This window comes from Streptosporangium sp. NBC_01810 (assembly GCF_035917355.1).
Taxonomy (GTDB): domain Bacteria; phylum Actinomycetota; class Actinomycetes; order Streptosporangiales; family Streptosporangiaceae; genus Streptosporangium.
Genome location: NZ_CP109070.1, coordinates 1957851 through 1979702 on the forward strand (window position 1 = coordinate 1957851; position 21852 = coordinate 1979702).

Here is a 21852-nt window from a genome sequence, read left to right on the forward strand (position 1 = left end):
GGTGTTCAGCAGAAGGCCGGATCGGCGTGGACTCGATCGCCTTCGACGTAGGTGGCCAGCACCGTGGTCTCGCCGATCTCGCCGGCCGGGATCGAGTAGGGGTCGCGGTCGGTGATCACCAGGTCGGCGAGCTTGCCCTTCTCGATCGTGCCGGTCCGGGTGTCCAGGTGGTTCACTCGTGCCGTGCCGATCGTGTAGGCGGCCAGCGCGGCCGTCAGGCTCAGACGCTGTTCCGGCAGGAACACCTCGGCACTCTCGCCGGGGATCGTCCGGTTGACCGCGACATGGATGCCCAGGAACGGGTCGGGGCTGCTGACCGGCCAGTCGCTGCCCGCCGCGAGCGGCGCGCCGACGCGAACCAGATCTCCGAACGGGTACTGCCAACCTGCCCGTTCCGGGCCGAGGAACGGAATGGTCAGTTCGTCCATCTGCGGCTCGTGCGCCGCCCACAGCGGCTGCATGTTGGCGGTGATCCCGAGGTCGGCGAACCGCGGCACGTCGTCCGGGTGCACGACCTGGAGATGGGCGATGTGGTGGCGATTGTCGTTCGTTCCGTTGGCGGCCCGAGCGGCCTCGAACGCGTCGAGGGCTTCGCGGGCCGCCCGGTCCCCGACGGCGTGCACGTGAACCTGGAAGCCCTCGGCGTCCAGGAGGGTGACGTACGCGCGCAGCCTCTCCGGATCGACGAAGCTGATCCCCTGGTTGCCGGTCCCGCAGCCGCAGCCGTCCAGGTACGAGGAGGTCATCGCGGCGGTGTAGTTCTCCGCCACACCGTCCTGCATGATCTTGACGCTGGTGGCCCGGAACCGGCCCGCGTCGCCTCTGCGCGCGAGCAGTTCGGGGATCTGCTCCTCACCCCTTTCGCGGTCCCACCACAGCGCGCCGACCACGCGGCCGGTGAGCAGTCCGGACTCGGCGGCGGTCAGGTAGGCCCGCTGCACCTCGGGGTTGACCATCGCGTCCTGCCAGGCGGTCACCCCGGCCGAGTGCAGCCGCTGCTGGCCGGCCCGCAGGGCGCGCAGCATCGTGTCCGCGGCCGGCTCGGGGATGTGCCGGCCGACCAGGTCCGACGCGCCTTCGTGGAGCGTTCCCTGTGGGTAGCCGTCGGCCTCCCGCTCAATGCGCCCGTCGACCGGGTCCGGGGTGCCCGCGTCGATTCCGCACAGCTCGAGAGCCCTGGTGTTGACCCAGGCTCCGTGGCCGTCACTGTTGATCAGGTGGACGGGCCGGTCGGGGACCGCCGCGTCCAGTAGGCGACGGCTGGGCGTTCCCCGGGGGAACCATTCCATGGACCAGCCGCCTCCGCTGATCCAGCCGGCCTCGGGGTTCGCCCTGGCATAGGCGCGGACGGCGGCAACGGCCTCGTCGGCGTCGCCGGCGTCGTGCAGGTCGCACCGGATCATGGTGAGGCCGGCGAGGACCGGATGCACGTGGGCGTCCTGGAACCCGGGGAGCAGGGCTCGACCGGCCAGGTCGACGATCTCGGTGGTCGCGCCGATCAGCGGCTTCACGTCGGTGTCCTCCCCGACTGCGACGATCCGGCCGTCGCGGACGGCGACCGCCGTGGCGGCGGTACGGCCGGGGGCGAGCGTGTGCACCGGACCGCCTTGGAAGACGAGGTCGGCGGGGGTGGTCATGCGAGTTCTCCTCGAGATGAGATCAGGGGATCAGAGCGAATCGGGGCGGAAGGCCCACGGGCGGACCCGCTCGACGGCGGCGCCGATGTGGAAGACCGTCGCGTCGTCGTAGCTGCGTCCGACGATCTGCACCCCGGTCGGTACGCCGTTGGACGCCCGCCCGGACGGGACGTTGAGCACCGGGCAGCGGCTGGCGATGTTGAAGACCGGCGTCAGCGAGTACTCCAGATACTGGTCGAGCTCCACGCCGTTGACGGTGAGCTTGGTGTCGACGTACTCCTCGCCGGCGCGCAGGCCGGGAGCGCCGGTGGTCGGGCAGATCAGCGCGTCGTAGCGGTCGAGCAGCTCGCCGATCGGCGCGTAGATCGCCGCCTCCAGCTCCAGACCGGCCAGGAAGGCGCCGCTCCGTCCCATCGCCCGCTCGGCGTCCGCGGCGAAGGCGAGGGCGTAGGGGGTGAGCTTGTCGCCGTGCTCGGCAGCGACGCGGGTGACCATGGGGCCGAAGATGGCGCCGAAGTGGATGAAGACGGCTTCGGTGACGTCGGCGCGGCGCAGGCCGACCTCGACCTCCTCCACGATCGCCCCGGCCTCCCGCAGAGCGTCCGCGACCGCCCGGGTGTTGGCCGCGATCTCCGGCTCGATCTCCCAGTCGCCCAGGTTGGGCGCGTACGCGACGCGCAGGCCGGTCACGTCCCCGAGCCGGTCCGGGATCTGAACGGCCGGGCGGAGCGAGACCACGTCGTGCGGGTGCGGGCCGACGATGACGTTCTGCAGCAGCGCGCAGTCGGCGACGGTGCGGGCCATAGGCCCGTCGTGGCAGTAGTGGTCGAGGTTGAACGGCGGCATCGCGGGCACCCGGCCGTAGGGCGGCTTGTAGCCGACGGTGCCGGTGTTGGCGGCGGGCATCCGGATCGACCCGCCGATGTCGGAGCCGGTCGCGAGCGTTGCCGTACCGGAGGCGAGCGCCGCCCCGGAGCCGCCGGAGGAGCCGCCGGGCGAGTAGTCCAGGTTCCACGGGTTGCGGGTGATCCCCCACAGCTTCGAGTGCGTGAAGCCCGCGCAGCAGAACTCGGGCGTCGTGGTGCGGGCGTGCACGATGCCGCCGGCGGCCAGCACCCGCTCGATGACCGGGTGGGTCACCTCGGCCACATGGTCGGTGTAGGCGAGGGAGCCGTCCGTGGCGAGCCGTCCGGTGATCGGCTGCTCGTCCTTCGTGGCGATGGGAATGCCCTCCAGCGGTCGCGGGGAGCCGTCGCGGTAGGCGCGTTCGGCCTGCTTGGCCTGGAGGAGGGCCTCGTCGAAGGTGCGCTCGCTCAGCGCGTTGACCTGTGGCTCGACGGCCTCGGCGCGCTCGACGACGGCGGTCATCAGCTCGACGGGGGACAGCTCTCGGGACGTGAACAACCGCAGGGCCTCGGTCGCGGAAAGGTAGGTGAGGTCTGTCATGAGAGCTCCTTCGAATCGGTTGCGAGGGCACGTCGGTCTGCCGCGATCTGGGAGGGGTCCCAGCCGGGGCGTGGCACCGAGTGCAGCAGCAGGCGGGTGTAGGGGTGCTCGGGGTCGGCCAGCACCCGCGGGCTGGGACCTGACTCGACCACGCGCCCCTGGTAGAGCACGAGGATGTCGTCGGCGACGTGCCGGACGAGTGCCAGGTTGTGGGTGACGAACAGATATCCGACGCCGGTGTCACGGCGGATCTCCGCGAGCAGGTCGAGGATCTGGGCCTGGATGGACACGTCGAGGGCGGCGGTCGCCTCGTCCAGGATCAGCACCTTCGGCTCGGTCGCCAGCGCGCGGGCGATGGCGACCCGCTGGCGCTGGCCGCCGGACAACCGTTTGGGGAGCGCGTCCGCCTCCCGCTCGCCGAGGCCCACCCGCGCCAGCAACTCGTCGCGGCGGGCTTGCCTTTCCCGTCGGCTCATCGCGAAGTGCAGGCGCAGCGGCTCCTCGACGCACTGCGCGACGCTGACGCGGGGGTCGAGCGAAAGATAGGGGTCCTGGAAGACCATCTGGATCTCTCGGGCACGGGAAAGCCGGGTCGCCTTGCCGCGGGCCACATCGGAGCGGTCCCGCCCGCCGACGCGGATCCGGCCGGAGTCCGGCCGCTCCAGGCCGACGAGCATCCGCGCGGTGGTCGTCTTCCCCGATCCCGACTCGCCCACGATGGCCAGGGAGCCGCCGGGCCGCATCGAGAAGGAGACGTCGTTGACGGCCACATGGTCGCCGAACGACTTGCGCAGGTCCTCGACCTCCAGCGCGTACTCAGCCATGGATCAGTTCCTCCGCGCGCAGGCAGGCCACCTGGACACCGTCGATTTCCCGCTGGACCGGCGCTTGCTCGGCGCATCGGGGGCGCGCATGAGCGCATCGGGCCGCGAACGCGCACCCGCTCGGAGCCTCGGCGAGCGACACCGGCCGCCCCGGTACGCCGCGCGGTGGCCGGTCCACGTCCAACCGCGGGGTCGCGGCCAGGAGCCCCATCGTGTACGGGTGGCGGGGCCGGTCGAACAGCCCCGCTGTGGACTGGACCTCCACGATCCGGCCCGCGTACATCACGCAGATGCGGTCACAGATCGCCGCGGCCAGTTCCAGGTCGTGGGTGACGAAGAGCATCCCCATGGCACGCTCGGCCTGCAGACCGGTCAGGATCGAGATGACCTCGGCCTGGGTGGTGACGTCCAGCGCGGTGGTGGGCTCGTCGGCCAGCAGCAGCCGCGGCTCTCCGGCGAGCGCGCCGGCGATCATCACGCGCTGCAGCATGCCCCCGGAGAATTCATGCGGGTACCTGCGCAGAGCCGCGCGCGGCTCACGGATGCCGACCGACTCCAGCAACTCCGTGGCCCGCTTGAGAGCGTCCTTCCGTGACACCCCGCCGGCCCGCATCCCCTCGGTGACGTAGTCGCCGATCCTGCGCAGCGGGTTGATGGAGGCCCGAGGATCCTGAAAGATCATGGAGACGTCGCGGCGGCGCAGGTCGCGGAGCCGGGTGGAGGACATCGTCAGGACGTCTTCTCCGTCCACCCGCACGCTGCCGGCGGCTTCGGTCTCCTCGGGAAGCAGGCCCAGCACCGAACGGCAGGTGACGGACTTGCCCGACCCCGACTCGCCGACCAGCCCGACGGTCTCGCCGCGTTCGACGTGCAGCGACACGCCGTCAAGGATGGGACGCGCGGCCTTGCCGGCCGCGAGCCGCACGTTCAGGTTCTCGATCTCCAATAGCCGACTGGTCATCACCGCTCCCGCCTGGCGACGCGGTCGGCGATGGACTCGCCGACGATGCTGAATGCGACCACCGTGATCACGATGGCGGCGCCTGGGGCGAGGGCGGGAAGCATCGCGCCCTGGAGCAGGGCCGGGGCACCCTCGTTGATCATCGCGCCCCAGTCGGCGGTGGGCGGCTGGACACCGAAGCCGAGAAAGGAGAGCGCCGCGAGATCCATGAGCGCGTATCCGAAGTTGATCGCGGACTGGGCCAGGATCAGCGGAGCGATGTTGGGAAGCAGATGCTTCACGCAGATCACCCAGCCGGACCAGCCCTGCACCCGGTACGCCTGGATGTAGGGGCGGGACTTCTCCTGCAGGGCCACGCTGCGGGCGAGCCGGCCGACGTACGGGGCGTAGGCGACGCTCATCGCGATCACCGGTGCGGTCAGCCCGGCCCCGAAGACCGCCACCAGGATGATGGCCAGCAGCAGGGCGGGGAAGGAGAAGACGAGCTCCATGGCGCGCGACAGCACGGAGTCGACGATCCCGCCGTACCAGGCGGCGGTCACCCCGATCAGCGCGCCGAGCACCGTCGATACGACCACGACCATCAGCGGGCCGAGCAGCCCCGTCCGGGCACCGAAGATCAGCCGGGACAGCACGTCGCGGCCGGACTGGTCCGCGCCCAGCAGGTGGTCGGAGGTGGAGCCGCTCAGGGTCGCGGACAGATCGACGGCGTCGGGGTCGTACGGGGCGATCAGCGGGGCGAAGACCGCCGTGACGAGCAGCACGGTCAGCACGGCGAGGGCGGCCGTGACGAGCTTGTCGCCTCCCACGATGCGGGCCAGCGGCGCGAGGAGGCTGCGCCGGTGGATGGGCAGGGGGGTCATCTTGTGCCTCCCTTCGCGTGGGACAGGCGGGGGTCGATGAGCGGATGGATCAGGTCGACGATGAGGTTGGCGCAGACGAAGGCCAGCACCACCATCAGGCTGATGGCCTGCACGACCGGGAAGTCCTTGACGGTGACGGAGCCGACCAGTAACTGGCCGACCCCGGACAGGCCGAAGGCGGTCTCCACGATCGAGGTGGCGACCAGCAGGCCGGCCACGATCGTCCCGGTCACGGTGGTGATCGGGACGAGGGCGTTGCGCAGCACATGCCGCCGTACCACGTCCGAGCCGGGCACCCCGCGGGAGCGGGCCACCTCGACGTGCTCGCGTCCCAGCTCTGCCAACATGGACGTTCGGGTCACCCGGGCCAGCAGGCCGATGAAGGTCAGGGCGAGCGCCGCCGCCGGGAGCGTCAGATGGTTGATCCGGTCGCCGAAACCGCTGCCGTTGCCGAAGGCGGGGAACCAGCCCAGCTGGACGGAGAACAGCGAGATCAGCCCGATCGCGGCGACGAATGACGGGGTGGCCGTGGCGACGCCTGTGCCGATGAGGACCACCCGGTCGACCGTGCCCCGCCGCAGCGCGGCCAGTGCCCCGATCGCCACCCCTCCGATCAGGATGAGCAGGCCGGCGTAGCCGATGAGCCACAGCGTCGTCGGCAGCCGGGCGCCGATCAGGCCGCCCACGTCCTGCCGGAACTGCACGGACTTGCCGAAGTCTCCGGTGACGATGCCGCCGATCCACTTGGTGTACTGGACCAGGAACGGGTCGTTCAGGTGGTACTGCTCTTTGATGGCCGCGACCGCCGCCGGTGACGCCGAGCGGCCTCCCAGGAGGAAGGACGCCGGGTCACCGGGGGCGAGATGGACCGAACCGAAGACCAGGAACGACGTGACGAGCAGTGTCACGATGATCCCGGCGGCCCGGCGGAGGAGAAAGCCTGCCATGGTCGAACTCAACCGGCTGAGCCCAGACGAGCCGCCCACGGGTAGACAAGCTGCGAGATGCTGGTCGGCGCGCCGGTGAGCCGCTTGTTGAGGAACATGTTGTGCGGCACCTCGTACAGCGGGATCCAGACCACATCGCGGACGGCGATCTCCTGCAGCTTGGCGATCGTCGCCGCGCGCGCGGCCGGGTCGGGCTGGGCGGCCGCCTCCTCGACGATGGCGTCGTACTCGGGGTTGGAATAGCCGCCGTAGTTGGCGAAGTTGCCCGTCTTCAGGATCCCGTAGAACTCCAGCGGGTCGGGAGTGGAGTCGTACCAGATCGTCATGACCAGATCGATCCCCTCGCGGGCCTTCGGGTCGGAGAACAGCGCCGTGTAGGCCTCCGGGGCGACCGCCTTCAGCTCGACCTGCAGGCCGATGGCCTGGCCTGCCGACTGCACCGCGTTGGCGATGACGCCGATCTCCGGGGAGAGGGTGCTGGTCGCGATCACGATCTTCTTGCCGGTGGCGCCCGCCTCCTCGATCAGCTTCTTCCCCCCGGCGATGTCCCGGGTGAGGGCCGGAAGCTTGGCGTAGTAGTCCTTGGCCGCCTCCGGGGCGATTCCCCAGGCGCCGATGGCGCCGGGCGCCTTCGCCGGTGTGGCGACTCCGCCCGCGGCGGCCTTGATGATGCCGTCACGGTCGATCGCCATGGACAGCGCCTTGCGGACCTTGATGTCGCCGAGCGTGCCCTTGAGGTTGGTGGGGATCATGCTCACGGCCGTCGTGTTGGGGCCGAAGTAGAGCGTGCCGTTGGTGGCGGTGCGAAGCTTGGGATATCCGGTGGACGGCAGCAGGTAACCGCCGTCGACCTCGCCGGAGAGCAGTGCGTTGACGCGGGCGGCGGGGTCCGGGATGAACACGTTCTTGATCGTGTTCACCTTGGGTGCGAGCGATGCGTCCCAGTAGCCGTCGAACTTCTTGAGGTTGATCGACTGGCCCTTCTGCCATGAGTCGAGCATGAACGGCCCGGTGCAGTTGACTCCGACATCCGGGGTGCCGTAGCCCTCCTTTGCCAGGGAGGCGGCGCTCGCGATGGTTCCGGCGGAAGTGCCCATCTCCTCGTTGAAGACCTGGTCGGGCTCCTTCAGATGGACCGTGACCTCCATCGGGCCGGTCTTCTCGATCTTGTCGACGTTCTCGTAGGTCGAGACCCAGTACGAGCCGACCTTGGGATCCAGGTGGCGGCGCATGCTCGCGACGACGTCATCGGCGGTGAGTGTGGAGCCGTCGTGGAATTTCACGCCGGAGCGGATCGTGTAGACCCAGCGCTTGGGGTCGGGAGAAGACGCGGCGCCGGCCAGGCCGGGCTCCAGCTTCAGGTCAGGAGTGATCCGCATGAGCTGCTCGCACACGTTGGCGAGCACGGTGTTGGGGTGGTAGTCGAAGGCGTACACGTAGTCGAGTGACTGCGGTTCGGCGTAGAGCGACCAGGTCACCGAGTCCACGGGGCCCTTGGCCGGGGGAGTGTCCTTCGTGATCTCGAAAGCGGCGGAGTCGCCGCCGCCCTTGCCGGTTTGCGAAGCGCCGCCGCAGGCGGCGACCGCGAGGGCGAGCAACGCCGTTGCGGCGGCGAAACGGGAGGTGCGCATCAGACCACCTCTTTCTGAACGGGCCGCAACGATCCGGTGTGCGGCTGAGGTGGCAGTGAGTATTCGTGAAGGAACGTTCCTGCACAAGGGAGTGAAGGAACGATTCTGCAACGCTGGGAGACTGGGTGACGAACCACCCGGCCAGATGACAGGATCCTGCTCATGAGCATGTCGGATCGCAGGTCCCGGGTTCGCCTCGTGGACGTGGCCCGTGCCGCGGGGGTGTCCAAGACGACCGTGTCGGACGCACTGAACGGAGCCGGGCGCCTTCCCTCGGCCACCCGCGAGCATGTCCAGAAAGTGGCGCGAAGCCTCGGCTACCGCCCGAACGCCACGGCACGGCTGCTGCGCAGTGGGCACACCCGGCTGCTCGGCCTCGCGGCACGGGAGTATGTTGAGGCGCCGTGGGTCTATGCGGAACTGGCCTACTTCGGGCTGCTTGTCACTGAGGCGACCCGGGCGGCCCTTGCCCACGGATACGGCGTCGTCCTGCTGCCCACCTCCGGGCCGGACGACTGCTGGCTGGACATGCCGCTGGACGGCGTGTTCGTCGTCGACCCGGTCGAGAGAGACCCGATGGTCGGAGACTTCCTCGCGGCAGGTGTCCCCGTGGTCACCGACCGCCGGGCCCTGGCGGAGGTCGCGAGCGGGGAATGGGAGACCGGCCGGTGGGTCGACTTCGACTACGACAGTGCCGTGCGTCAGGTCCTCGATCACCTGAAGGAGGCCGGCGCCGAACGGATCGCGGTCGTCGCGGCCGCGACCACGGCCTGCTTCCACCAGCAGTCGGTCGGCGCCTACCAGGACTGGTGCGCCGAGCAGGGGCGCGAACCCCGGATCGTCTGCCTTCCCGGCCCCGGTGTCCAGCAGACGCTCGACGCCGTGCGGGAACTGCTCGCGGCCCGCGTCCCGCCCGACGCGCTCTTCACCCTGGTCGAGCTCAGCCCGCCGCTCCTGCTGGACACGATTCGCAGGCTCGGCCGCTCCGTCCCCGATGATCTGCTGCTCGTCTGCGCCACGGAGGATCTGGCGGCCGTCTACACCGATCCGCCGATAAGCACGCTCGGCTTCCTGCCCGGTGAGACCGCCCGGGCGGCGGTGGAACTGCTCGTCGACCGCATCGAAGGCCGGGAGGGCGACCAGGGCCGCCTCTTCTCCGCCGACTTCCAGATTCGCGCGTCTTCGGCCTTTCCCGGCCGGCGGCCCACGCGGCGGACACGACGGCCGGTGGTGTCCCCGATCACCCCCGGGTGACGTTCAGGCGGAATCGGTCCCGGCGACCCACGGATTACGAGCTGCGGCCTGGGTCGTTCAGTCCCGATTCCGATCACCGATCCAGAGCGAATCATCGATCTGAACATACGCCGAAGAGACAGGCTCGGCGGAGTCCTACACGAGTATCAACATGCCGCTTGAACTGCATGGATGATGTTTTCGGCAGACACAGACCTCACCGCAGAATGTACACGGCGACATCGGCCGACTCGAACACCGAGAACGCCGCAGCATGACGAAGAAAACTCCGACGGGAACCGCAGGACCGCCATCGGCACGTTGGCCGGTGGAGCGGCAGAGGCGCCGTTAACAGCCTTCGCGCCGAGATCGGGCGCGGCGATCGTCGGTCAGCCGCAACCGCCCGCGTGGCCGGCGTCTCCGGCTGCGGCCGGCGGCACCACCGTCTCGATCGGCTCGGGCTGCGGCGCCCATGTGCCACGGACCGATGCCACGAAGTCCAGTACCCGGTCGGCGCCCCAGAACTTGTCGCGCCCGTTCATGAACATGGGCACTCCGAACACGCCGTCCTTCTCGATATTCTTCAGGTAGGCAACGCTCCGCGCCTGCATCAATGGATCCTCATGGGCACCCGCGATGCGGACCGGGTCGAGGCCGATCTCCTTGGCGACAGCGGCGACAACGTCAGGATCGGAGATGTTGAGGCCGTTCTCCCAGCGGGCGCGGTAGGTCGCCGCGACGAACTCCTCGCCCTTGCCCTCGTCCAGCGCCGCCAGGTAGCCGAGGTGTGCCACGTCCCATTCCGGGTCCTTGTCGACAGGCCAGGTCATGGTCAGCCCTCTGGCCCGGGCCAGCCGACGTACGTCCTGGAGGATGTAGAGGTGTTTTGCCTTGGACATGACCGTGTAGGGCAGTTCGATCCCCTGCTCGGCCACCAGACGCGAGCACTCCTCACCGGGTTCCCACATCGGTAGCCACTCTACGGCGGCCAGAACGTCCGGGTGGTGCGCGAGCAGGTCACGATAGGCGATCCAGGAATACGGGCTACGCAGTGAGAAGTACCACTTCAGCCGCTTGGGTTTGGCCATCGAATCATCAGTCCGTTTCTATCGCGTTCATTGACTGCACAACGTCTCCTGCGGCAAGAAGATTGGACCGAGGCCGGCTTCTACGCGGGCGCCCCACTCCCGCACGGCCGATACCCCGAGAGCCGCCGCTGACAATGGCGACCCTGGACTCAATGGTCATGTCCGCCTGTCGCTGCACGCAGTTGTTCGGCGGGGCGGTAGGCCACCACCATTTTGGACACGGTGAACACGAGCTCGCCGCGCACGACGCATTCACCTTCAAAGATCACGGTCTCGCCGATGGCCCGGGACACCCGCACCCGGTGCTCCAGCACGTCACCGGGCAGTACACGACGGTGGAACTCGATCCCGGCCAGCGATCCGAGGAGCATCACCTGTCCGGCCGGCACGTCCGGGTCGAGCAGCCCGACCCGGACGTGCCGGCCGTCCGGGTCGGGCTGCTCGACGCCGAGGATTAGGCCCGCGGCCTGCGCCCAGGACTCGACGAGCAGCACCTCTGGGTAGGGCCCGTCCACATGATCGCGATACCATGGCTCGTTGCGGCTGACCGACTTCAGCGCGGTGATCCGCTCACCGGGAGAGATATCGAGCACCTCGTCCACCAACAGCATCGGGTAGCGGTGTGGCAGAATTTTACTAAGGTCGGCCATTGGTCATCCCGCTCCGGTACCGCAATTTGACAGATGCCACGTTCCGGTCGGCCACCCTGGCCTTGGCCGAACAGTGCCAGTGCTCCCGGCCCTGCCTCCACTCGATGACCACGGTCAACTCGTCGCCCGGGAATACCGGCGTCATAAAGCGGGCCGACTCCAGCGCCGCCATTGTCAGCTCGCCCGCCTCCGCCGGCGCCGTGAGAAGCGCTCCGCGATGCACCACCTCCACCACGCACATGCCGGGGAAGATCGGGAATCCGGGGTAGTGACCGGCGAACACCGGCTCGTCCGGGCTGATCGTGATCGCCACCTCGTTGCCGGACAACAGGTGTATCTGTCCGGTAACCGGGCTGATCGCACTACGATTCACCGGCGGCGTCATGTCATCTCGCCAATCGGAGCAGGGCGCAGGCCACAACGCCGTGGTTGTCGACGGCTGTGACGACCGCGAGTTTTCCGGCGGCCTCCGGCGAACGCCTGGCCACACTGAGCACCGTCGCGATGCGAAACGCCGACGACGCTGCGCCGGTGTCGCCCAATAGGTCTGTCGCCGGCAGCCGCTGCACGGCGTCATCACCGAACATTCGCCGCAGGACCGCCTGCTCGTGGTCGCCCTCGATGCCCGTCATCGAGCCCGATGCAGCCCAAACGTCACCCGGCGCGGCCGGCACGCTGGACAGTGCGCCGCGGACAAGCGACTCGAGTGTGGCCCGCGGGTCTTGGTCCAGGTAGACCCGCGACCCGATGGCCAGCACCTCGGCCAGCGGCTCACGGCCCTCGCCGATGCCGGCCAGCGGCTCTACGAGGAAGAACGCGCAGCCCTCGCCGAGGGTGGAGGTTCCACCGTAATGGTGGTGCAGCCAGGCCCGTACGCTGGAGTACTCCTCCGCCGCGCCGACAAGGACCTTGCGTGCCCGGTTGTTGTCGAGCAGTCGGCGGGCGTAGTCCATCGCGAGCAGACCCGCGGTGTCACCGCCGGCGAGCGTGGCGTTGGGTCCGCGTAATTGGTGCCAGATAGCGCATTGGCCCGCGGCGCTGTTCATCACCGTGTTCAGCATCCGGCCCGGGTCCACTTGGTAGGGCAGTTCGGCGGCGGAGGACTCCCGGGCGAAATCCATCGCAGACTGCGCGCTGCCCATTGTGGTGCCCAGCACCAGTGCTGTGTCGGTGCCCGTCTCTACGACCTGATTGCCCTCGGCGTCGCTCAACACCAACCTGACCGTGCTCACCGCCAGGCCCGTCACCCGATCCATCGAACGGGTTCCCTTGCGCCCCAAGACGTCCTTCGCGGAGAAGTCCGGGACCAGGCAGGCGGTGGTCGCAGGTCCCGGCCACAGCTCGCGGTCGAGCGGAGCCACGGTGGGCTTGGCCGTGGAAACACCGTCCACGAAGGACTGCCGGCCGAGGCCGAACGGCGACACCGCGGACCATGCCGTGATCACAGGCCGGGCGGAGAGCAGAGGTGGGGCGTTCACCGGCCATCCTCTTTGACGTATTTGCCGAGGATCACGCTGGCGTTGTTGCCGCCGAACGCCAGCCCGTTGTTTTGCACCACGCGCAAGTCGGCGGCGACCGACGTGTTGGGCACGCAGTCGATCTCGCACCCGGGGTCGGTGACTCGATGGTTGATGGTCGGCGGGATGAATCCATGCGTGATGGCCAGTGCGCACGCGATGGAGCCCAGCGCGCTCGCGGCGCCCATGGTGTGGCCCAGCATGGACTTGATCGAGACGGTGCGCGGCGGCTTGTCGCCGTAGACCTGGCGGACGGCCCGAGATTCGGTGATGTCGTTGGCCTGCGTGCCGGTGCCGTGCGCGGAGACCAGGTCCACCTCGTGGGGCTTGACTCCTGCGTCGTCCAGCGCCAGCCTCATGCAGCGCTCGATGCTGGATTGGTTCGGCGCCACCTGATGGTATGCGTCGCAGTTCAGGCCGTAGCCAAGCACCTCGGCGTAGATGCGGGCACCACGTGCCAGCGCGGAGTCCAGGCTCTCCATCACCAGCACGCCCGCGCCCTCACCGGTCAGGATGCCTCTACGATCAGCGTCAAAGGGTTGGCAGACCTGCGGTGCGATGGCGCCCAGCCGGTAGAACGAGGCAAAGGTCTTGCGGCACATGGCGTCCGCGCCACCGCACAAGGCGAACTCGACGTCACCCGAGCGCACGGCATCGAAGCCGTCGCCGATGGCGTAGTTGCCCGCAGCGCAGGCCGTGCCGATGGTGTATGCGCTGACGTTGCTCATACGCAGCTCGCGAGCGATGGAGATGGACAACATTAGAGGGGGGACCCAGCGGCTCGTCGCCGGGGCCGTTGCCCTCACCCCCTCAGCGATCCGTGGCTCCATCAACACGTCGAGGTCGAACGGCTCTCCGTTGGTGGTGCCGACGGTGACCAGTCCACGCTTGCCGGCCAGTTCTTTCTCGTCCAGTCCCGCGTCGGTGACCGCCATCCTCGCCGCGGCGGCGGAGAACTGACTTGCCCTGCCCAACGTGGCCGGATCGATGTTGCGCAGCCAGACGGTCGGGTCGAATCCCATGACCTGGCAACCGTTGGCGTGCTCGAAGCCCGAGGTGTCGAACACGGAGATCGGCCTGGCGCCGCTACGGCCGGCCCGTAGTCCCTTCGCGAACTCCGCGCTCCCCAAGCCGATGCTGGATACCACCCCAAACCCGGTAAGCACCACCCTGTTCACGGGGCTTCCTCCTGCTTTCGCGGTTTCGGGCCTACCAGCCGGCAGCTTCGGCGGTTACCTCGTAGACGCCGTTGATGTTGATCATTCTGGGCAGTTCGGACTGCTCGATGACGATCCGGAACTCCTTCTCCAGCGCGGCGAGGATCTCGATCGCCCGCAGTGAGTCGGCCTCGTGGTCCTCGATGAACAGACTGGATTCGGTAACCTCGTCCTCTTCAAGCTCCAGGACCTCGCAGACGATCTCCCTGATCCTGGCGGCACGCTCGTTGGTTATGGCGGTCATCTTGTGCTCCTTGATCTCTGCCGGAAGGAAACGCGGTTCGTTCAGGTGTTGTGCAGGGCTATCAGTGACAGGGGCCGCATGTCGGTCCAGTTCTCGGTGACGAACCTCAGCGCCTGCTCCCGGCTGCCCGGCCCGAACACCTGACGCCAGCCGTCGGGCACGGCTGCGAACTCCGGCCACAAACTGTGCTGGCCCTCGGCGTTGACCAACACCAGGTACGTGCCGGCCTCGTCATCAAAAGGATTGGTCATCCAAGTGCTCCCTATCTCTCAGTGGACGGCAAAGTCGCGGGTGACGGCGACCACCGAATCGGTGACGTCCCTTGACTCATCAGAAGCCGGCCACAGCACGGCCCGCGCGACGTCACGCGCCCGCGTCGGCCGGTTAGTTGATTGGCTCGCTGTGAACACCCGCTCACTGACGTCCACTGCGTCTGCGATAGTTGCAGTTGCCGCCGACGCCGGCTCGGGTAGCCGCCGCGCGTCCAGCCTTCCGTGGGGCTGGTACCGCCGTGCCGGACATGAACGACTCCCTAGGCTCACGACGAAAGTGACTATATCGAGGACCAATCAAGGAAATCACTAGTGATTCCCTTAGAAGCGACCGGATATCGTACGCTTCGGTGAGTCAAGCCTCCGTTGAGGGCCACTTTCTGTGATTGAGGGTCGTCTATGTCCGGTAAGGCGGCGGCGCCGGCTTTCTCCGTTATATCCGGCACTCAGGTAAGTCATGCGCTGGATGGAAGGGAGAAACAGGTTGTCGATCTGGTGGAAGCCGCATACAGAGTGCACGGTCAACGTGACACGGTAAACCCTCCCTCCTATTTCTTGACGTTCCCCGACCGGCCTACCTCGCGCATCATCGCGCTGCCGGCCTCGCTCGGCGGGAGCAACAAGGTGGACGGCCTCAAATGGATCTCCAGCTTCCCGGAGAACGTGGCCGCGGGGTTGCCCAGAGCGTCAGCCGTGTTGATCCTGAACGATCGCGACACCGGCTACCCGTTCGCCTGTCTGGAAAGCTCGATCATCTCCGCGTCGCGCACCGCGGCCTCGGCCGCGCTGGCCGCGGACTGGCTGTCTCGGGACCGCGAGGGCGGCAGGCCGTTGCGGGTCGGCTTCTTCGGTGTCGGTCTGATCGCCCGGTACATCCATACCTACCTGGTGGGTACCGGCTGGCAGTTCGACGAGATCGGTGTGCACGACCTGTCGCCGGCGCACATGAGCGGTTTCAAGGACTACGTGGAGACGAGGGACGCCAGTGCGTGCGTCAAGGTCCACGAGGCGGCCGAAGACCTCATCCGGTCGAGCGATCTGCTGGTGTTCGCAACCGTTGCCGGCAGCCCGCATGTCACGGACCTGGGTTGGTTCTCGCATAATCCGTTGGTCCTGCACGTGTCGCTGCGCGATCTTGCGCCGGAGATCATCTTGGGCAGTGCCAACGTGGTTGACGACGTGGAGCACTGTCTGAAGGCCAACACCTCGCCGCACCTGGCCGAGCAGCGGACCGGTAAGCGTGAGTTCATCGACGCCACCCTGTACGAGGTGATGGCGGGTATCAAGAACGTGCGCACCGACCGGCCTGTCGTGTTCTCGCCGTTCGGGCTCGGAGTGCTTGACCTTGCCGTCGGCAAGTATGTCCACGATGAGATCGCCCAACACGGCGGACTTGTGACGGTCGATGGGTTCTTCCATGAGTTGACGCGTTACGGCAAGGGCTGAGGCTGTAGAAGAGGACCATGGCGTGCCAATCATTTCCGCTCCACAGGACTTTCACGTCGAAGATCTTTACGTTGCGTTGGAGGGGCTGCTCGGCCGGGCACTTCATCTGAAGTGCGAGGGGTTCAACTTCGCGGGCTCCGGGAAGCTCAAGGCCGCTTCGGAAATGATCTCGGCCGCCGAGCACAGTGGTTTGCTCGATCACAGCTCGGTGCTCATCGAGTCGTCGTCGGGCAACATGGGTGTGGCGCTGAGCATGATCGCGGCGAGCAGGGGTTACACGTTCGTGTGTGTCACCGATCCTCGGTGCAACCTGACCACCAAGCGGCTGATGGAGTCTTTGGGCAGTCAGGTGCATACGATTACCGAGCCGGACGACGACGGGGGCTTTCTTGGCGCACGGTTGTCCTATATCCGTACGTTATGTGCGTCTGATGATCGTTACCTCTGGCTTGACCAGTACCGCAACCCCAATAACTGGCAAGCGCATTATCGGCGGACGGCGCCTGCGATCAGTCGCCGGTTCCCGGAGTTGGACGTGCTGTTTGTCGGTGCGGGTACGACCGGGACGTTGATGGGCTGTGCGCGCTGGTTTGGTGAGTTCGCGCCGCAGGTGCGGGTGGTTGCTGTGGACAGTGTCGGTTCGGTGACGTTCGGCGGGCCGCCCGGTCGGCGTATGATCCCTGGTCTTGGTACCAGCGAGCGGCAGGTCCAGGTCGACGAGTCCTATCTGTGCGATGTGGTGTATGTGTCCGAGCCGGACACGGTCCGGATGTGCCATCGGCTCGCGAAGAAGGGGTTTTTGTTCGGGGGGTCGACCGGGACCGTGTGCAGCGGTGCGTTGCAGTGGCTCCAGGTGCACGATCCTGGTCATCACCTGTCCTCGGTGGCGGTTTCACCTGACCTTGGTGAGCGCTATCTGGACACGGTTTACCAGGAGAGCTGGGTGCGTGACGTTTACGGCGATGACGTGCTCGCGGGGGACCGGCGCGAGCCGGTTGGGTGAGTCCAGGGTTTCTACTGAGCCGATCATAAGTTCTGGGACTTTTGAGAAGATCGGAAGGCGCGTCGGCCCTGCTGGAGTGGCAGGCGGACCACCTGGACCTCCGGAAAATCTCAATATTTATGATCGCCTCAGTACGCGTGTCGAGGAGTTTGTGGAAGATGAATGAGCTGCAGGGGTCAGGTTGTAGTTTGCCGTTGTCGGCTGCTCAGCTGGAGGTTTGGTTTGCCCAGCAGCTTGATCCTGATAATCCGATCTGGAATATCGCGGAGTATTACGTTATTGAGGGTGAGCTTGATGTAGCGCTGTTGGAGCGGGCTGTGCGGGTGGCCGTGGGGGAGGCGGAGTGCCTGCGGGTCCGGTTCGGCATTGTTGGTGATGAAGTGCGGCAGACGGTGGTTCCTTGTGAGGATTGGGAGTTCTCGGTCGTTGATTTCACGGGCGAGGTTGATCCTGATGGGGCGGCGCTGGGGTGGATGCGGGCTGATGCCGGGACTGTGGTGGCATTGGATGCGCCGGTGTTGTTCCGGTTCGCGTTGTTGAGGGTTGGCCCGGATCGTGCGGTGTTGTATCAGCGTGCTCATCATTTGTTGTGGGATGGTTTTAGTGAGGCTTTGTTTGTCGCTCGTGTGGCGGGGATTTATACCGCGGTTCAGGAGGGCCGGTCGTACGGGGATGGTGTGTTTCCGCCGTTGGCGGGTTTGATCGAGGAGGAGCTGGCCTACCGGGAATCGGCGCGGTTCGAGAAGGATCGCGGGTTTTGGGCGGGGAGGTTCGCGGGGCCGGTGGAGTTGACGAGCATGTCGAGCCGGCCGATCACCGCGGTGCGCACCTTCGTGCGTCGTGGTGTGACTTTGGGGGTGGGGGTTGCGGAGCGGATGCGGGCGGTGGCGTGGGGGCATCGTGTCGCGTGGCCGACGTATCTGATCGCGGCGACGGCGTGTTATGTGCAGCGGGTTACCGGGGTTCGTGATGTGGTGTTGTCGTTGCCGGTGACCGCGCGTACGTCGGCTGTCGCCAAGGCGACTCCTGGTATGCGTGCGAATTTGGTGCCGTTGGTGTTGGCTGTTCGGCCGGGGATGGGCCGGGGTGATGTGCTGGCGCACGCGTCGCGGGAGGTGGGTCTCGTTGTGCGTCATCAGCGTTTCCGCACCCGGGAGATCCGGCAGATGATGGGACTGGGCCGCCACCGGATCGGCCCTGAGCTTAACGTGGCGAATATCTTCGGCCAGATGAGCTTCGGCACCGCGACGGTGAAGGCGTTGAACCTGACAACCCCGCCCAGCGACGATCTCACGATCATGGTGCGTGACAGTGAGGACGGCGGCCTGCGCGTAGAGATGGACGCGAACACCGACCTGTATGACGTGGCGGATGTGGAGGCGCATCTCGCGCGTTTCACTGCATTCCTGGACACCTTTACCGCTGCGCCCGCGGACCAGCCGTTGAGTGCGATCGATGTGCTCGGGCCGCAGGAGCGTCGCCGGTTGTTGGTGGAGTGGAATTCGTCGGCGGTCGAGGGTGGTTTCGCGGGTGTGGTGGAGCGGGTTCGTGAGTGGGCTGTTGCGGTTCCGGACTGTGTCGCGGTCTTGGACGATGCGGGTTCGGTGTCGTATCGGGAGTTGGTCGCTCGGGCGAACGCGGTGGCGAAGAAGTTGCCGGCGGGTGTGTTGGTGGGGTTGCTGGGCGATCCGGGTGTCCGGTATGTGTCGGCGGTGCTGGGCGTGCTCGGCGCCGGGGGGGCGTATGTGCCCTTTGATCCGGCCGCGCCGGTGGCCCGCATAGCGGGTCTGGTCGCCGACAGCGGTGTTGAGGTGTTGATCGTCGCGCCGGAGTATCTGGACTTGGCCCGCGAGGCCGTCGGGGCCGGTGGCGTGCGGGTGCTGGTGTTCGACGATGCGGTGGACGGTGATCTGGGCCCGGTGCGGGGGGTTGAGGACGACCTGGCGTATGTGATGTTCACGTCGGGGTCGACGGGTCGGCCCAAGGGTGTGATGGTGTCTCGGCGTGGGATGGTCAACCATTTGTTGGCCAAGGTGGAGGATTTGGGGTTGGGGGCGTCGGATGTGGTGGTGCAGAACGCGCCGGTGACGTTCGACATCTCGGTGTGGCAGATGCTGGCCGGTCTGATCGTGGGTGCGCGGGTGCGGGTGGTGTCGCGGGAGACTGCGATGAACCCGGAACGGTTGTTTGGTATTCCGGGTGTGACGGTGCTGGAGGTGGTGCCGTCTGTGCTGCGCGCTGCTCTGGATGCGTGGGATGCCGGTGCCGCGGTGCCGGGGTTGAGATTGCGGTGGTTGGAGTCGGCTGGTGAGGCATTGCCGGCGGAGTTGTGTCGGCGTTGGCTGCAACGATTCCCTCGGATTCCGGTGGTGAATGTGTATGCCCCGACGGAGTGTTCTGATGGTGTGACGGGTGCGGTGATCCGCAACCCCGATGACGCTACGGGGTTGCGGGTGCCGATTGGTCGGCCTATCCGTAATACCCGGGTTTATGTGTTGGGTGATGATTTGCAGCCGGTTCCGGTGGGGGTGCCGGGTGAGTTGTATGTGGGCGGTGTGGGTGTCGGTCGTGGGTATTTGAATGACCCGGCCCGGACTGCGGCGGTGTTCGTGGCCAGCCCGTTCGGTGGGGGCCGGTTGTATCGGACCGGTGACCGGGTGGTGTATCGGCCGGATGGGCGGTTGGAGTTCCTGGAGCGCCGCGACTTCCAGGTGAAGATCCGCGGGCACCGGATCGAGCTCGGTGAGATCGAGACCGCGATCCGGTCGGCCGACGGGGTGCGGAACGCGGTCGTCACTGCCAACCGGCAGCGCCTGGTCGCCTATGTGGTGGGCCAGGTCGAGCCTGGCGCGGTCCAGGCGCATGTCGCCGCCCTGTTGCCGGACTACATGGTCCCCGCGGTGGTCATGATCCTTGACGCACTACCGCTGACCTCGAATGGCAAGCTGGACCGTAAAGCGTTGCGGGAGCCGGACTTCACGGCCACCGCTGAGGGGCGTGGGCCGCGTGATCCGCGTGAGGAAGTGTTGTGTGCCTTGTTCGCCGAGGTCCTCGATGTGGACTCGGTGGGTATTGACGACAGCTTCTTCGATCTGGGTGGGCATTCACTGCTCGCGGTGAGGTTGATCAGCCGGGTCCGTGGCGCGTTGGGTGTTGAGCTGTCGGTGCGGGATGTGTTCGACGCGCCGACGGTGGCGGGTCTGGTCGGACGGATGGGTGATGAGGGTCGGAGCCGGCCGGTGCTGGTGGCCGGACCGCGGCCGGGCGAGTTGCCGTTGTCGTTCGGCCAGCAGCGGCTGTGGTTCCTCAACCTGCTCGACGGGGAGTCTGCGGCCTACACCATGCCGTTGGTTTTGCGGTTGACCGGTGAGCTGGACCGGGATGCGTTGGGGCAGGCCTTGGCGGATGTGGTGGGGCGGCATGAGGTGCTGCGGACGGTGTATCCGGAGGTTGACGGCCGGCTAGTGCAAGAGATCAGGGATCAGGGGCCTGAGCTGGTGGTCAGAGCGGTGACTGAGGCTGAGTTGCCGGGCGCGATCCAGGCCGTGTGTTCGACAGGTTTTGATCTCACTGTTGAGTTGCCGATCCGGTGTCAGCTGTTCGTCCTGGGACCGACCGAGTCTGTGTTGCTGTTGGTGTTGCATCACATCGCCGGTGACGGCTGGTCGATGATGCCGTTGGCGCGTGATTTCGCCGCGGCGTATGAAGCACGCTGTTCGGGGCTGGTGCCGGGGTGGAAGCCGTTGCCGGTGCAGTATGTGGATTACGCGTTGTGGCAGCGGGAGCTGCTGGGGAGTGAGGATGACGAGCAGAGCCTGATTTCGGAGCAGCTGGGGTTCTGGACCAAGGCGCTGAAGGGGTTGCCGGAGGAGATCGCGCTGCCGGCCGATCGGCCGCGTCCGGCGATCGCCAGCTACCGGGGTGACGCGTTTGAGTTCGTGCTCGCTCCGGAACTCACGGCCGGGCTGGGCGTGTTGGCCAGGGAGAACAACGCGAGCCTGTTCATGGTGTTGCAGGCCGGGTTGTCTGTGTTGTTGAGCAAGCTGGGTGCGGGCACGGACGTCCCGCTGGGCAGCCCGGTCGCCGGCCGGACCGATGACGTTCTCGATGATCTTGTCGGGTTCTTTGTCAACACGTTGGTGTTGCGTGCGGATCTGTCCGGTGATCCGACGGTGCGGGAGTTGCTGGGCCGGGTGCGGGATGCCGATTTGGCGGCGTTCGCGCATCAGGATGTGCCGTTCGAGCGATTGGTCGACGTACTCAAGCCCGCCCGGTCCAGGTCGCGGCACCCGTTGTTCCAGGTCGTGATGGTGCTGCAGAACAACGCGGCCGCACAGATCGAACTGGCCGGCCTGGACGTGAGCGCCAAACCGCTCATCGCTCCGACCGCTGACGACGACTTGTATTTTGATTTCACCGAACACGACGACGGCGGTATCAGTGTGCTGGTCACGTACGCCACTGATCTGTTCGACCGCTTGACGATTCAGCGGATTTCGGCCGGGCTGGAACGGGTGTTGAGCGGCATGGTGTCTGATGTGGACGCCCCGCTGAGCGCGATCGATATGCTCGGCCGGCCCACTCCGGCGGCGAGGTAGCGGAGAACTGGTTTTCCCGGCCCGTCAAGGGCGGCCCGAGGTTGACCGGTGCCAAGAATTAAAGGAAGCCGCTAGCCTTCGTGGCTCATTTCCCGCCGTAATAAGCACATGCCGCCCTGTCGAATGAACATAGTGAACATCATATGAACATGATCCGGGTTCCGGTGAACTAATCCGGTGTGTTTACTAGTGATTGCCTTAGAAAGGGCTGGATATGGTGAGCGAGTCTCAGTTGAGGGCCGTTTTATGGCGATGGGAGTCGCCTATGTCCGGTG

At 66.9% G+C, this 21852-nt stretch carries 18 protein-coding genes; 4 read left to right on the plus strand and 14 right to left on the minus strand.

Translation table 11 applies throughout. From position 1 onward, the window contains the following. Positions 1 to 5: 5 nt before the first annotated feature. From OIE13_RS09020 to OIE13_RS09050, 7 genes are read right to left on the minus strand one after another with little or no spacing between them, the layout of a single operon-like run. Positions 6 to 1637 (minus strand): amidohydrolase, encoded by a 1632-nt coding sequence (locus tag OIE13_RS09020; protein WP_326829864.1) that lies wholly within the window; start codon positions 1635 to 1637, stop codon positions 6 to 8. 30 nt (positions 1638 to 1667) lie between these two features. Continuing rightward, positions 1668 to 3083: an amidase gene (locus tag OIE13_RS09025; RefSeq protein WP_326641127.1), complete on the minus strand. Its 1416-nt coding sequence runs from the start codon at positions 3081 to 3083 to the stop codon at positions 1668 to 1670. Then, positions 3080 to 3907 carry an ABC transporter ATP-binding protein gene (locus tag OIE13_RS09030; RefSeq protein ID WP_326641125.1) on the minus strand — a complete coding sequence of 276 codons (828 nt, stop codon included), beginning with the start codon at positions 3905 to 3907 and terminating at the stop codon, positions 3080 to 3082. The genes OIE13_RS09025 and OIE13_RS09030 overlap by 4 nt, the downstream gene beginning before the upstream one ends. Further along, a complete protein-coding gene (locus OIE13_RS09035; protein WP_326641123.1) occupies positions 3900 to 4868 on the minus strand; it encodes an ABC transporter ATP-binding protein in 969 nt (322 codons plus the stop codon). Before OIE13_RS09035 ends, OIE13_RS09030 begins: the two co-directional genes overlap by 8 nt. Then, positions 4868 to 5731 carry an ABC transporter permease gene (locus OIE13_RS09040; protein WP_326641120.1) on the minus strand — a complete coding sequence of 288 codons (864 nt, stop codon included), beginning with the start codon at positions 5729 to 5731 and terminating at the stop codon, positions 4868 to 4870. The genes OIE13_RS09035 and OIE13_RS09040 overlap by 1 nt, the downstream gene beginning before the upstream one ends. After that, complete coding sequence (locus OIE13_RS09045) at positions 5728 to 6678, minus strand: ABC transporter permease (protein ID WP_326641118.1); 951 nt, start codon at positions 6676 to 6678, stop codon at positions 5728 to 5730. Before OIE13_RS09045 ends, OIE13_RS09040 begins: the two co-directional genes overlap by 4 nt. Positions 6679 to 6686: 8 nt before the next feature. Then, the gene (locus OIE13_RS09050; protein WP_326829865.1) at positions 6687 to 8309 is read right to left on the minus strand and encodes an ABC transporter substrate-binding protein; all 1623 of its coding nucleotides are present in this window, start codon (positions 8307 to 8309) and stop codon (positions 6687 to 6689) included. Between the two features lie 162 nt (positions 8310 to 8471). Between OIE13_RS09050 and OIE13_RS09055 the strand changes: the two genes are divergently transcribed. Next, positions 8472 to 9563, plus strand: a complete 1092-nt coding sequence (locus OIE13_RS09055) for a LacI family DNA-binding transcriptional regulator (protein WP_326641114.1) — start codon at positions 8472 to 8474, stop codon at positions 9561 to 9563. 368 nt (positions 9564 to 9931) lie between these two features. Here OIE13_RS09055 and OIE13_RS09060 read toward each other — a convergent pair whose 3' ends face one another. The 7 genes from OIE13_RS09060 to OIE13_RS09090 all read right to left on the minus strand — a co-directional run bounded on the left by OIE13_RS09060 (position 9932) and on the right by OIE13_RS09090 (position 14509). Beyond that, on the minus strand, positions 9932 to 10630 hold the full coding sequence (locus tag OIE13_RS09060) for a 2-hydroxychromene-2-carboxylate isomerase (RefSeq protein WP_326640864.1): 699 nt from the start codon (positions 10628 to 10630) through the stop codon (positions 9932 to 9934). A 149-nt stretch (positions 10631 to 10779) separates the two neighbouring features. Continuing rightward, positions 10780 to 11280, minus strand: coding sequence for a 3-hydroxyacyl-ACP dehydratase FabZ family protein (locus OIE13_RS09065; RefSeq protein ID WP_326641112.1), 501 nt, complete (start codon positions 11278 to 11280; stop codon positions 10780 to 10782). After that, on the minus strand, positions 11267 to 11653 hold the full coding sequence (locus tag OIE13_RS09070; protein WP_326641110.1) for a 3-hydroxyacyl-ACP dehydratase FabZ family protein: 387 nt from the start codon (positions 11651 to 11653) through the stop codon (positions 11267 to 11269). The genes OIE13_RS09065 and OIE13_RS09070 overlap by 14 nt, the downstream gene beginning before the upstream one ends. Before the next feature lie 13 nt (positions 11654 to 11666). Then, a complete protein-coding gene (locus OIE13_RS09075; RefSeq protein WP_326640860.1) occupies positions 11667 to 12758 on the minus strand; it encodes a beta-ketoacyl synthase N-terminal-like domain-containing protein in 1092 nt (363 codons plus the stop codon). Then, a complete protein-coding gene (locus OIE13_RS09080; RefSeq protein ID WP_326640858.1) occupies positions 12755 to 13975 on the minus strand; it encodes a beta-ketoacyl-[acyl-carrier-protein] synthase family protein in 1221 nt (406 codons plus the stop codon). The genes OIE13_RS09075 and OIE13_RS09080 overlap by 4 nt, the downstream gene beginning before the upstream one ends. A gap of 31 nt (positions 13976 to 14006) precedes the next feature. Beyond that, positions 14007 to 14258, minus strand: a complete 252-nt coding sequence (locus OIE13_RS09085) for an acyl carrier protein (protein ID WP_326640856.1) — start codon at positions 14256 to 14258, stop codon at positions 14007 to 14009. Positions 14259 to 14299: 41 nt separating this feature from the next. Further along, the gene (locus OIE13_RS09090) at positions 14300 to 14509 is read right to left on the minus strand and encodes an MbtH family protein (RefSeq protein ID WP_326640854.1); all 210 of its coding nucleotides are present in this window, start codon (positions 14507 to 14509) and stop codon (positions 14300 to 14302) included. 420 nt (positions 14510 to 14929) lie between these two features. On the opposite strand from OIE13_RS09090, the gene sbnB reads away from it, so the two are divergent. The 3 genes from sbnB to OIE13_RS09105 all read left to right on the plus strand — a co-directional run bounded on the left by sbnB (position 14930) and on the right by OIE13_RS09105 (position 21577). Next, positions 14930 to 15976 (plus strand): 2,3-diaminopropionate biosynthesis protein SbnB, encoded by a 1047-nt coding sequence (gene sbnB, locus OIE13_RS09095; protein WP_326641108.1) that lies wholly within the window; start codon positions 14930 to 14932, stop codon positions 15974 to 15976. A 22-nt stretch (positions 15977 to 15998) separates the two neighbouring features. Continuing rightward, positions 15999 to 16979, plus strand: coding sequence for a 2,3-diaminopropionate biosynthesis protein SbnA (sbnA, locus tag OIE13_RS09100; protein WP_326640852.1), 981 nt, complete (start codon positions 15999 to 16001; stop codon positions 16977 to 16979). Between the two features lie 158 nt (positions 16980 to 17137). Beyond that, positions 17138 to 21577 (plus strand): amino acid adenylation domain-containing protein, encoded by a 4440-nt coding sequence (locus tag OIE13_RS09105; RefSeq protein ID WP_326829866.1) that lies wholly within the window; start codon positions 17138 to 17140, stop codon positions 21575 to 21577. Positions 21578 to 21852: the final 275 nt, after the last annotated feature.

What these genes read in the sequence shown, in the direction of transcription:
- OIE13_RS09020 (WP_326829864.1), bottom strand. Translation starts at nt 1,637, where the DNA reads ATGACCACCCCCGCCGACCTCGTCTTCCAAGGCGGTCCGGTGCACACG.
- OIE13_RS09025 (WP_326641127.1), bottom strand. Translation starts at nt 3,083, where the DNA reads ATGACAGACCTCACCTACCTTTCCGCGACCGAGGCCCTGCGGTTGTTC.
- OIE13_RS09030 (WP_326641125.1), bottom strand. Translation starts at nt 3,907, where the DNA reads ATGGCTGAGTACGCGCTGGAGGTCGAGGACCTGCGCAAGTCGTTCGGC.
- OIE13_RS09035 (WP_326641123.1), bottom strand. Translation starts at nt 4,868, where the DNA reads ATGACCAGTCGGCTATTGGAGATCGAGAACCTGAACGTGCGGCTCGCG.
- OIE13_RS09040 (WP_326641120.1), bottom strand. Translation starts at nt 5,731, where the DNA reads ATGACCCCCCTGCCCATCCACCGGCGCAGCCTCCTCGCGCCGCTGGCC.
- OIE13_RS09045 (WP_326641118.1), bottom strand. Translation starts at nt 6,678, where the DNA reads ATGGCAGGCTTTCTCCTCCGCCGGGCCGCCGGGATCATCGTGACACTG.
- OIE13_RS09050 (WP_326829865.1), bottom strand. Translation starts at nt 8,309, where the DNA reads ATGCGCACCTCCCGTTTCGCCGCCGCAACGGCGTTGCTCGCCCTCGCG.
- OIE13_RS09055 (WP_326641114.1), top strand. Translation starts at nt 8,472, where the DNA reads ATGAGCATGTCGGATCGCAGGTCCCGGGTTCGCCTCGTGGACGTGGCC.
- OIE13_RS09060 (WP_326640864.1), bottom strand. Translation starts at nt 10,630, where the DNA reads ATGGCCAAACCCAAGCGGCTGAAGTGGTACTTCTCACTGCGTAGCCCG.
- OIE13_RS09065 (WP_326641112.1), bottom strand. Translation starts at nt 11,280, where the DNA reads ATGGCCGACCTTAGTAAAATTCTGCCACACCGCTACCCGATGCTGTTG.
- OIE13_RS09085 (WP_326640856.1), bottom strand. Translation starts at nt 14,258, where the DNA reads ATGACCGCCATAACCAACGAGCGTGCCGCCAGGATCAGGGAGATCGTC.
- OIE13_RS09090 (WP_326640854.1), bottom strand. Translation starts at nt 14,509, where the DNA reads ATGACCAATCCTTTTGATGACGAGGCCGGCACGTACCTGGTGTTGGTC.
- sbnB (WP_326641108.1), top strand. Translation starts at nt 14,930, where the DNA reads ATGTCCGGTAAGGCGGCGGCGCCGGCTTTCTCCGTTATATCCGGCACT.
- OIE13_RS09105 (WP_326829866.1), top strand. Translation starts at nt 17,138, where the DNA reads ATGAATGAGCTGCAGGGGTCAGGTTGTAGTTTGCCGTTGTCGGCTGCT.